Below are 11761 nucleotides of genomic sequence, written 5' to 3'. Positions count from 1 at the left end.
CGGCATCGTAAAGTAACCTTCCGGGATCGAGCTGTGTAATGTTGCCGCATGACCAAAGATACTCGTGATCACCTTTATCGTCGCCACCGGTTCCCGGCAGAGGTGATTGCCCAGGCCGTGTGGCTCTATCTTCGCTTTCCACTCAGTCTCCGCATGGTCGAAGATCTGCTGGCAGCGCGTGGGATCATCGTTTCGCACCAGACCGTGCGTTTCTGGGTGGAAAATTCGGTCGGCACTTTGCTGGCTGCGGATTCCAGGAATTAGCCGGACGGGATTCCAATCAAAATCCGGACAGCGTTGCGATCTGAAGCCGGACAGCATTCCGATCAATTACCGGACGATTTTTCGTCCTGACGATGCCTTTGGGTCAGCGACCTTGGCATGAAGCTCCTCTGTATCCACGAGGGGGATTTCATGCCGTCAAAGAGAAGGCTGACCATGCGACACATACGACAAATGCTGCGGCTCTCTGCCGGCGGGACAAGCGTACGCGAGATTGCCGTGCTCCTCGGGATCGCCCGCAGTACGTTGCAGGACAACCTGGATCGGGCCAAGGCCTCCGGGTTGAGCTGGCCATTGCCAGGAGAACTGACAGACGATGCGTTGGAGCATCGGCTTTTCACCCGCGCCGGCGTCAAGCAGGGCCAACGGCGACGGCACGAGCCGAACTGGGCACAGCTCTCTATTGAATTGAGAAGCCCGGCGTGACACTGCTGATCCTGTGGGAGGAATATCGCAGCGTCCATCTCGATGGTTATGGCTATAGCCGCTTCTGCGAGCTATTTCGCGGCTTCGAGCAGCGCCTTTCGCCGACGATGCGCCAGGAGCATGCGGCCGGCGACAAGGTCTTCGTCGACTATTCCGGCAAGAAGGTGCCGATCGTTGATCGCAAGACTGGCGAGGTCCGCGAGGCGGAGCTGTTCCTCGGCGTGCTCGGCGCATCGAGCTACACCTTCGCCGAGGTGACCTGGACCCAGACCTTGCCGGACTGGGTCGGCTCACATGTGCGCATGTTTGCCTTCTTCGGCGGTGTGCCCCGCCTGGTCGTGCCCGACAATCAGAAGTCCGGCGTCAGCCGCGCCAGCTTCTACGATCCCGAGATCAACCGCAGTTATGGCATGATGGCGTCCCACTATGGCGTCGGCGTTCTGCCGGCACCATAGTGGGACGCCCGAAGGACAAGGCCAAGGTCGAGAACGGCATGCGCTTCGCCCAGAGTTGCCTTCTCGGCCGCATGCGCAAACAGACTTTCTTCTCGCTCGCTGAGGCCAATGCCGCGATCGCCGAGGTGCTGGAGCGCATTAACAATCATGCGCCGGTTGGGCGTCAGCCGCCGGCAGCTCTTCGAGACGGTCGAACGGGCGGCGCTCGCCAGCTTGCCCGCCCAGGAGTACGAGTTCGCCGACTGGCGCTTTGCGCGGGTCTCGATGGATTATCATGTTGAGTTCAAGACCTTCTTCTATTCCGTCCCGCACGCACTCATTCGCCAGCAGGTCGATATCCGGGCGACCGCGCGAATGATCGAGAGCTTCCATCGCGGCAAACGCATCGCGGTCCATCAGCGCCGCTATGGCGGGCCGCGCTATGGACATCTGAGGAAATCGCGCGCGGCAAAAGACGGAGAGTTCCTTCGGCCCTACAAGCGAATTCTGCCAGACGTGATTTCATCAGATGCCGCCCTGCTTCGCGCACTATCGATCGCCAATGACCTTTACGTCGCGCTGGACAGGCAGGGCTATCGCGTTCACATCGCCCCGGCCGGAGAAGGCCACCGACGCATTCCCGTTCAGGAACAGGAGGTTGAGCGGAAGGATCGAAAGTACGGTCGATATAATTCCGGCAGTATCTGGGGACCAGACAGGCCAACGATTTTCTACATCGACACAGTCCCGATCGGTCTCGCCATCACTGAAATGACCGAACGGGTGACGATGCGGTACATAAACGGCGACTATCATCGTGAGGACAGCAGGCTCGTCCGGTCGATGAAAGCCTGGCAACTGACGCACTCCTGGACAACCGAGCAGGATATGCCTTCAGGTCGCTTCCGGATAATTGCCTATTCGCCGAAGACTGGCGTTGATTGGTCCCTTAGCTGGCAGGATACAGAAGCGGAACCGCTGGCCAAAGCAATTCCGAGAATCGTCGAGACGTTACGGGCGTCAAGAGACAGACTGCAATCCCTTATGGCAGCAGAAGATGAAGCTGAGGCCAGAAGGAAAAAAGAGCGGGAGGAGGAGTGGGAACGCTACCTGCAGCGCGAGGATGAACGCAAAGTTGCCCAGGCGATCAAGGAAAGCCGGCAACAACTGGCAGAAATTATCGAGAGCTGGGGCAAGGCGATCATCGTTGAACGCTTCTTTTCCGATGTAGAGCAACGGATGGAAGGGGTCGATGAAGCGCTACGACAGCATCTGGAAGGACGGCTGAAGCTCGCTCGCCAGATGATGGGTAGCATAGACCCACTGGACTTTATGGCAAACTGGCGGGCACCTGACGACAGGTACCGGTCGAGATATGACCCGTCACCGCAACCGCCGTCAGGCGGCCCCACAAAAGAGCAATGAAGAGTACCGGAGAAATCAGCATGACGCCGCCTCGGGCGGGATTTCGGGGTTCTCGACACGGGACAGACGAGAACGGGGCAGCCGGCCCGCCACAAACCTCTAAACTGGGGTATCCCCGAAAATCAACGAGTTAGCTCGACCTGCGCCCTATCCATTTGGAGGCGACGCCACATGCTTATGACCAAACTTGTCCCCAACGCCACATCCCGTTAAACGACCGAGCAAAAGGCTGTTTTTGCGAGACATTTTCGACGGCTTTCTCGGCAGCAGCACGTGTGGCAGCGCGATGCTCGTCGATAGGCTCGCCATAATATAGCGCATCGAAATGGTGGCTCATCGCGAGCCAGGCATGCGCCCCAGCAAAGTCCGGAGCGATCTCGATGGCCTTGGATAGGAGCGGTCGGCCCGGAGCGATTGCGTTGCGAGCGCTCGGCCCGTTGGAAGATCAAGGACTTGGGCAACGCCAACGTCACGTCCTTGGTTGAGCGCAAGAGCCGCTACACCGTGATGATCAAGAACCAAAGCCGGCACTCGCGACCGATCATGGACAAGATCATCGAAACGTTCTCTCCCTTGCCGGCCTTTGCCCGGCAGAGCTTCACCTTTGATCGCGGCACGCGAGTTTGCCGGCAGCCGTGTCGCAACGCAAGCTCATCCAGCTTGCTTGCCATCTCAACGACCAGCCGAGAAAGTGCCTCGACTACAGGACGCCAGCCGAAGTGTTCCGGGCACATTTGCCAGATGGAGGCTGAACCCCTACCCTGAAAACCGGCGTGTTGCACTTCAGTTAGGATGTGCCAAAAGTAAACATAACAGCAACAAGCCGTAGCGGGCTCGTGGGAGCACAATTCTGTCCGCCGCTAAGGCGACGTCTACCCTTAGGTATGCGAACGGCGGCATTGCGCCCTCTAAGTCGGACATTCAGGCAAACTTTGTCTTCGCCAGAAGCGGACATTCCGGCTGATACCAGGGAGCGGGGCAATGCGCCCTCATATCGGTCGTTGAATAGTGTTGCCGTCCCCAAAACTGCAGTTCGGTTGGCTTGCACAACGTCTATCCTTGTAAGGATAAACGTAACGAGCACTTATCAAGAGCCGCTTGAACGCTAAGCCCATTCGCAAGCTGATGACTCACCCAATCGTGCTCGATGTCATGCAGGTTCTGTTTCCCGCCGTTTCGTCACCAGGGGATCGCCGAAGACAGTCAGGGCAAGGCGGTTTGCGGGAGAGTTTCCGAGGGCGCGTTCGACGGCCCTGTTCCCTTCGAAGTTCGCATCGATCACAGTTGCTCCGACTGACCATGCTTCCATAAAGGCGGGCAGCCAGTAGGCGGGGACACTCGCATTAAGCGGCCAAGGCGATGCGATCACCACCGAACAGCCCTGATCGAGCAGTTCCTTTGCAAACCCGATTGTGGTGTCGGCCATCGGGTGCTTGTCGAACCGGCCAGCGCTACAAACAAACAAAATAACAACGCCTGCGTTGCGTGCAGCGCGTGATATGGCGTCTGGCGTAAGCCGCATGTCGGAATCATCCGCGACAACCTGAAAGAAGCGGCCTTCAGGAATGATGCTTCCGTGCGCAGTAACGATTGCCAGCTCGGCACCCGACAAGCCCTCCGGAACGGCAAGTCCTGTTTCGAGTCCGATTGAGTGGTCGCGGAGCGTTCCGCTGAGCCTGTCCGCCAGCACTCCCAGAGTTTGAATGGCTTCCGGGTCGTCCGCGATAGGAATCCAGGCGAAAGGGGCACCAGTCCTCGCCGGCCGGGTCCTCGCCTCCCTGAGCCAGGACAGGGACGGTGCGGCGGCCACGGGGACCTGCAGGCCGAGGAATTCACCGGATGCCATGAGCAGGTTCGCGGGGACCTGCTGCAGAGCTACGTCGGCAATCAGAAGAGCACGAGTCGTCGGCGCGGCGCCGATCCCAAGTCCGCGCATGCTATTGTAGAACATGTTCGGGTCGTCTGAATCGAAGCCGTACCGGTAGGGGTACTGTTCCCCCCAGGTGTCGAACGCTGCCTTGGAAAACACGTCCGCCGGTTCATGGATCGTGGCAGATAACTCGCCGCCTTCTGCGGTAACGCGCACCACGCGATTTGAGTCAGCGACACCTAGCAGAGTGACGCTGATGTCGGCGCGCGAGATCTCAATTGCGATGTTTGCCGGCTCGTCGATGGAGGACGGAAGGCCAGAACCGCTGATGGATTGACGTTTGATTGCCTGGTCGGCGAGAAGCTCGATTGCGAGCGCGGCAATTTTTGCATCCTCGCCCGCCTCTCCAGAGTCGAGCAGTCGCCGGGCTGCCATTGCCACAGGACGAACATCATATGCCGCATCTTCAGAATGCCGCGCCGGTTCGAGGCGCTTCGCGAAAGATAACACATCCTTTGCCGCGGGTCCCCTCGCGGAAAGAGTTCGGACCATCGAAGCGTTTGGCTCGCCGAGCGTGACCAATGCGGCTTCTAGCCGTTCCCGCGCCTCCTCCGGCACACTAATTCCATTGACCTCCGCCATCCGGATCGCCTGCGCCAGCAAAATCGAGACGGGGGCGAGTTCGTCACAACGGTCAATGATCGTCTGGCAATTATCGGCAAGAGCGTCAAGAATCTCAGTCACGTCTTCGGAAGCGGGGATCGTCCTTACCAAATCGCGGAAGCGAAGGCCGAGCTCGATCGTGTGCAGGCGATGTCCCTGAGACTTCTCGACCCCCATGGTCCGGAAGAGCTCTTTCGCAGTAGGCAGAAGAGAGCGCGCGAAGGCCGTCATGTTCAGGTCGCGCAGGAGGCGGATTAGGCCATGCGTTTCGTACCACACCTCTTCCGGGCCGACGGGCGCTTCGCATGAAAGGGCGCACGCCATTCCAACCAGCGATTCAGTCAAGTTGTGGAGGCGATGGTAGATGTCAGCGAAGCCGTACCACGCGATACGCGACCGCAGCGGGTCCTCGCCTGCGACCTGAAGACCGTGTTCGGCAAGATTACGCGCATGCTGGACGCGTCCAGCGTGGACATATGCGCCCGCAACGAGCCTTACGAGCATGAGATCAATGTTGGGCGTGCGCGTATGCGGGGCAGTTCCCACGGCGATCACCAGAAGCTTCTCGATATAGGCGATATCTGAATCATCGCGCAGGCCTTGTCCTACGTACTCGATTAGTCTTGAAAGCCCCTGAACCAGCGCGTCCGCCTGACCGTTGAGAAGGGCTGGGGGTAGCGCCGTCCGGCCCAGAACAACGATCCCTTGATCCGCCAACCATTGGAGGGCCGATTTCAGGAAGGGCGCTAGGATTTCTTCGTAGTCTGCCTGCTCCCCTGCCTGCAGTTTCGTTGATCCGCTTGTCGGCGCGGGAGCGGCCTGCACCAGGTTCAAGGTGGCGGTCGCGATCACCGGCAGGCCGTAGGTTCCCGTCACCTTTACCGAAAGTAGCTTCGCGAGTGCCTGCCGCGTCTCGCCGTCGGCAGGATTACATGCAAGGTAGCGCAGAAGCGAATTGACCGGTCGATCAAGGTCCGCCGGATCGATACCCAGCCCGCCGTGTTCATCACGACGGATCAGGAGTTGCTCGATGGCATGCAGAAGCGCCCACGCGGATCGCTGGGCGTGTTGTCCTTTCAGCTCGAGCGTCATGGTGAGAGCGAGGGCTTCGGAGAACAGACCGCGCGCATCAGCATCTCGGATGCAGGCGAGCCGCGCCTGGACGAGCCGGCCCGGCCAACGATCCGCGACCTCGGCCAGAACAACTTCATAGCCGGGCTTGTCCCCACCAGATAAAGCCTCAGCGAGCTGCGCATGATACGCAGCAGCCTCTTGATCGATGCCGGGCGGCGGCGCTGCCAACATCGCTGTCACGCCCGCGTAGTCGCGCGTCCTCAATAGCAATCTGAGGAGATGCCTCTGAAGGAGGTGCGCCCCAGGAAATAGGCGCTCCAGCACCGCAACACTTCTTGATTCGAGCTCTTTCTCGTCGAGATCGTAAGCGAGGGTCACAGCGGCTTCGAGCATTTCCTGCGAAGTCAACTCGCCGATAGCCGAGCTCAGCAACTCGACGGCAAGGTCATGCGCGCCGGCTTCGACGGCGATTTTGGCGAGCTTTACACGGCCCTCGGGGGTGGTGTCTGATCCCGAACGCAAATCCTCCTGGATCAGTCCGACAGCCTGCGCCGCAAGCCCCGCCCGGTGAAGCATCTGGATTTTCAATCCGGTCTTATGGTGCCTGAAGCCGTCGGGCAACGCGTCGATGGCCGCGAGCACGGAACCAATCCGGCCGGCCTCGATGTCGTCAAACCACCGCTCTCCGTCCTCTGCCAGAACACTGTCGATGTCTTGGGCGTTTTCAGCGGTCAGCAGACCGCAGTTTTCGACGGACAAAAGAAGGCCTGTGTTGGCTTTGCGGTGCGGACGCCACTTGCTTGTATGAAGCGCAATATAAAGCTCGTTCCGACCTGCGGCAGCTATCGCCTTTGCCGCGAGGCTGTGAAAGTGGGGGACCCACAAATCCTCCTCCAACCCCAGCCGACCAGGCTTGGCATCAGGGAGTTCGAGCGCTTCGTCGCGGTATTTTGCCCCGGCACAAATTACCAGGACCGAGTTTCGCCTTGCCCTCTCGACAATCTCCGTGACGGCATCGACCTGAAGGTTGGCGGCGTGAACAATCCGCAGACGCCTTGGCAAGACCTGCAGTTCCTGCTCGTCGAGCGGCTTGCCGCGACGCACGGCAACGACGTTGGCGAATGCGGTCATTACATCCTCCGCCGTGTGTTCGGAATCCGGTGGAAGCACCACCACGAATTCCGAGATCGGGTTACGGCCATTCCCGTCTTCAACCATGGACAGGAAAAAGACCATGTTCGCCACGTGCTCCAAAAAGCCGAACGGCCCGCAGCTGAAAATGTCGCCGCCACCAAAACCGAACGGGGAGTCCTTGAAGAAGTTCGCCATACCGTCGAGGTCAAAGCTAAATCGAGGTTTGCCTTCGCCGTTCATTGTGGCATCCATGTTATGAGTATCTTGAGATCGAATCTTACGGCCGCCGCTGACGCCACCATTGTGATGGTGCGCAGCCGAGTCCAACCCATAATTTATTGTGGCGGGTTCTAGGCAGCAAGCAGACAAACCACATCGGATGGAGAAATTGGCGCAGGTTAGAACGATCCTCTCGTGCTTCTCTTGCCTTTTAAAGATGATTGAATTTGGCTACCCTTCATCAAAAATATTCATGGGAAATTGATAGATCAATAAGCCGAGCGTTTCCAATGGTTGCCGACTAGCGATAAACTGTAGAAGTTTGGTGGATTTTTTTGTTTTCTCTTCAGCCTCCAGTCGACGTTGCCCGTCGCCTCGCTTCACTCGATGGCAAGCCCCTTCGGCTCATGTTGGCGGGTATCCTGCTCGAGCCGGCCTATCTCGCTAACCATGCCCGAGTCCTAACCCTGTTGCACTGGACGCTCGTGCTGGCGAATGGTCGGCGACCGCCGGTCAAAAACGACCTAACGGGCCTCTTTGCAGCGATGTCGCATCACCCCGCTGCTTCCAGCGAGGATCCACCAGAAGATTCATTCGTGGACATCGTCTGGACGCCGCAGTCGGGTTTCCGGATATTTCCTGGCATTTACACCGGAGCGGGCTTCCACCTGCAACGCCTGCTCGACGTTGCCCAACAGGCCGAGGACAGCGTCGCAGACGCCGCGCATGTACGCGATGTCATGGCGCTACTTCGCCTCAGTGAGACCATTGCGTCTCGGTGTGGTCTGGAGGCCGGCGCGTTCGAAGAGAGCGAGCCGAGAGCTTCGCTCCGGCCAAATTCGCGGCATGCGCTCAAGCTTGGCGCTCTCACCTGTTTTAGCGCCGAAGAATTGAATGCGCTCGGTATCGAGCGCGAGCAGCTAAACAGATTCGTTCTTCAGCCCACGCCTTATCTGCTCGAACAGCCGTTCGGCGGGACGGATCTGGAACATTTTCCTCTTTTAGAATGGGAGGGTGGCGTACAGGTTTTGAGCCCACCGGGCCTTGTGGGCGCAGCGATTGCACACATGGTGCTGGCGCTGGGTCCACCGCTCGCGGAAAGCCTGTACCTCCGCGATATGGCGCGCTGGCTTGGGGTGGATCTGCCACGGGCGGGCGCCAAAGCGCTTCCGGGGCGGGACGTTGCCATCGCCGATCCGGGTTGGGGCAAGTCCATCGAGGATCGCGCCTTGGCGTTGAAATTCGACCACGACAAGCATGCGCACCTACTCGTGCTGGAGGCAAAGTGGCCAAGATCGCGCCACAAAGCCGTGCCGCCACCGCTGGGTGGCGGCAGTCGGCTAGCGTCTGCGCTCGGCGAATTGGTCCTCAAGTTGCACGACGAAATTGTGGAGAGCGAAAGTGCAGACGCCGGCCTGACCCTGGTCGTGTACAACTCGCCTGGGTGGGGCCTTCAGATCGACGATCTACCTGACATTGGACCGAGGTGGTTCGTTGTCGCGATGAGCGCCTACTCGTTTTCGATGCTCCTGCGTTCGCCCGGCTTCGAAGTTCTGAAACTCTGGAAAATGTTGGCCGAGATTCAGGAGCTCAGGCGCCGCGGCACGATAATCAAGTTGTGGCCCGATCCGCTCGTCTACTGGAGCGTCTGGGAAGATTTCGGGTTCACGTTCACGCCGGCGCTGGCCGATATGCGCGGCACGGCGCTTATCGGTGACACAACGCTGGTGGCGCCGCTAATCCGTCGTGTGCGAGATACCTGGTCCGCCCATGGGGTCCGCACCCCTTGGGGCGAGTTCGTCGTTGTCGAACGATATCCTACCGACGATAATACAGTGCCCGATTCGCAGTCGCCCATCTACAACGATCACTTGGCCATCGCAACCGGCACACTCGTCGGCGTGGTTGAAAACGAACACGGCCCCTGGTGGGTCTCCGTTGGCCGTCCTCCTACAGACGTGGAAGACCGGCAGTTTCTTTTTCTTCTTTGGCAGGCGGTGCTGGAATGGCTGGCACGCGCCGCCAACGGCATGGGAGGGCGGCTGTCGGTAAACGCGAAGCCGCTTCTTGTGACACTGCTTCCGATACCGATCACGATCACCGACGGACCGGACACTGCGCAGTTCTTCTATAGCCCGGACGGCTCGGAGGTGAGGATCGCCCTGCCGGCTGATCTCACGGAGCGCATGATCCGGGTGGACAACGCGGCCGAGATTCAGGTCTTGGCTTGGATCCTGGAGGGCATCCAGACGCTTCGCGGCGAGACGGCAAACGTCGACGCGCTAACTTGGGCGCGCGAGATCCTTGCCAATCCGGATTTCAAGATGATCCACATCACCCGCGACATCGATCAGGCCTTCGCCATCGACCTCACTACGGACAAAACCCGCTACCGCCCGCTCCAAGAATCCGACCTCGCGACTGCAGGCCGCTGGATGGACGAGCGCCTTATTGCCCGCGACAACCTTCCCGTCGCACCGCCCATGACGCCGATCAGAGATGCTGGACAGGTCAATGCCATTCTCAACGCAGCCGTAGACGTGCACTGGGAGACATGCCGCGACCGTCTTTCGAGCCTCGATCGACGCGAGACATTGCGCCTTGTCCTCGGATTGATCGAAGCGGCGCACAGGCACCGTGTCGACGACGAGCGCGGCGCGCGGGCAAGGCGCGTCGCCTACTCGGATGATCCCCAACTTAGCGTCCGGCGCGCCAGCCAGCGTGATCACGCCTTCCGAACCTATCGCGTGGTGGCCGAGATGGCGCTCTGCGCCTGTACTAGGACCGGCGGACGTCCGCCGGGGCTGTCGGACATCGACGCTGTCGCGGCGCAGGTGGCAGCGCTGGTCCACATGGCCGAGTTCAGCGATGCCGCGCAGCGCAAGCTCATAGAGGGAGAGCTTACATTTCTGCCAAACGGCTCCATCTTGCCGTATGGCGGCGGCGCCGAGGCGTTCATGTCGCAATATCTCCAGGCGTGCCTCGAAGAGTCCGTTACCATAGACGAGGAGCGCTATTCGGACCTCTTCGACACACCACAAGACGACACGGAGTGGGTCGCCCGCCATCAACATGATCTGATGTCTTCTGAGATCGAGGAGGAGAGAGATAACATCGCCTTCGAACAAGCGATCCGAGAGGAGATAGGCCTGACCATTTCGGCCATCGTGACAATCGCGTTCGCGCTGCAAAGCATCGCCGCTGAACGATCCTCCGAAGTCATTTGCCTGCGGCGGTCTGAGTTAACCTCGGCTACCGTCGCTGTAACTGGGCGCTTGGGGAATCCCATCACGAGCGATGAATTTGATCACTTCCTCGCCGCCTTCGGGCTATTTACGCGGCCTGGGTGGGACACGCCGCCTCCTGGCTTCACGCCGAGCGACATATTCCCATGGTTCTTCGAGCGCAGGCTATCGCTGATGACGCGTCCGCTCCTGGTGCTGAGCGAGGAAGATGATCCTGAGATCATGTTCGGCGTTCGCCAGATCCGAATGGGAACCGAGTACGCTGTGCTACTGCTGGAAATGGGAATCTGGGACAAGGCCAAACTGCGCACCGCCGCAGCCAAGGCCTATATCGACGCAGAGGTCGCCCGCCGCGGCCGGGCGTTCGAAAGCAAGGTCGCGGCGATCTTCGCCGAAGGAGGTTGGACGCCGCATACGTCGATTCCAATGACGCGCTTCGGAGCGAGCAAAAAGCTCGGTGAGATTGACGTGCTGGCAGTCAGCGCTGACGGAACGGTTTGGGTAGTTGTCGAATGCAAGTGGTTCGGCGCTGCCCGCACCCCCCGCGAAGTGGCGGCGTGGATGCAGGACTTCCACGGTCGCGACGGCGACAAGCTGCACAAGCATCTGCAGCGCTGCGAATGGATAGAGGCCAACTCTGACACTGTAGCGCAGCGACTTCGCCTCGCGCCGCCACAGAGTGTTTTGAAGCGGCTGGTAACGACCCGCCCTGTCCCGCTCGCTTACGCCAACGAAGTCCCAGTTCAAACAAACGTGCGGACCGAGCGCCAACTGCGGGCAGAATTTGGCCAATTTCCGGCCGTGGTGTAATGCTCCGCTCAGTAGTCGAACTATACATTAAGGAAGGATAGTCATCCGCGATGATGATTGAAATTGGGGATGCACAATGAGGCGACCTTGGCCCTTGGCCATGCGGGGCGTTCATCTTCCAGCGCCTTGGCGCGGCCCAGATGGTCACGAAGTTCATCTTGTCCTGCATGATCGACGCC

General features: G+C 59.6%; 5 protein-coding genes and 2 pseudogenes. 6 read left to right on the top strand and 1 reads right to left on the bottom strand.

Annotated features, from left to right (window positions below):
- Positions 1–48: 48 nt before the first annotated feature.
- The 5 genes and pseudogenes from IB263_RS30025 to IB263_RS30010 form a co-directional block, all read left to right on the top strand.
- Positions 49–240: pseudogene (locus IB263_RS30025) on the top strand (IS6 family transposase); the annotation flags it as partial.
- 174 nt (positions 241–414) lie between these two features.
- A complete protein-coding gene (locus IB263_RS34330; RefSeq protein WP_246811116.1) occupies positions 415–708 on the top strand; it encodes a helix-turn-helix domain-containing protein in 294 nt (97 codons plus the stop codon).
- Positions 705–1163, top strand: a complete 459-nt coding sequence (locus IB263_RS34325; RefSeq protein ID WP_246811115.1) for a hypothetical protein — start codon at positions 705–707, stop codon at positions 1161–1163. Before IB263_RS34330 ends, IB263_RS34325 begins: the two co-directional genes overlap by 4 nt.
- Before the next feature lie 147 nt (positions 1164–1310).
- Positions 1311–2567, top strand: coding sequence for a hypothetical protein (locus IB263_RS30015; protein WP_246811114.1), 1257 nt, complete (start codon positions 1311–1313; stop codon positions 2565–2567).
- Between the two features lie 447 nt (positions 2568–3014).
- Positions 3015–3319, top strand: a pseudogene (locus IB263_RS30010) (transposase); the annotation flags it as partial.
- Between the two features lie 398 nt (positions 3320–3717).
- Here the strand turns inward: IB263_RS30010 and IB263_RS30005 are convergent.
- Positions 3718–7560: a hypothetical protein gene (locus IB263_RS30005; protein ID WP_192439404.1), complete on the bottom strand. Its 3843-nt coding sequence runs from the start codon at positions 7558–7560 to the stop codon at positions 3718–3720.
- Positions 7561–7934: 374 nt separating this feature from the next.
- On the opposite strand from IB263_RS30005, the gene IB263_RS30000 reads away from it, so the two are divergent.
- Entirely contained in the window at positions 7935–11582 is a 3648-nt protein-coding gene (locus tag IB263_RS30000; RefSeq protein WP_192439403.1) for a hypothetical protein, read from the top strand.
- The last annotated feature ends 179 nt before the right edge of the window (positions 11583–11761 follow it).

It is taken from the genome of Ensifer sp. ENS03 (assembly GCF_014852035.1).
Lineage (GTDB): Bacteria > Pseudomonadota > Alphaproteobacteria > Rhizobiales > Rhizobiaceae > Ensifer > Ensifer adhaerens.
Note: the sequence above shows the minus strand (reverse complement) of the source record. Positions and strands in the feature narration are given on the sequence as shown.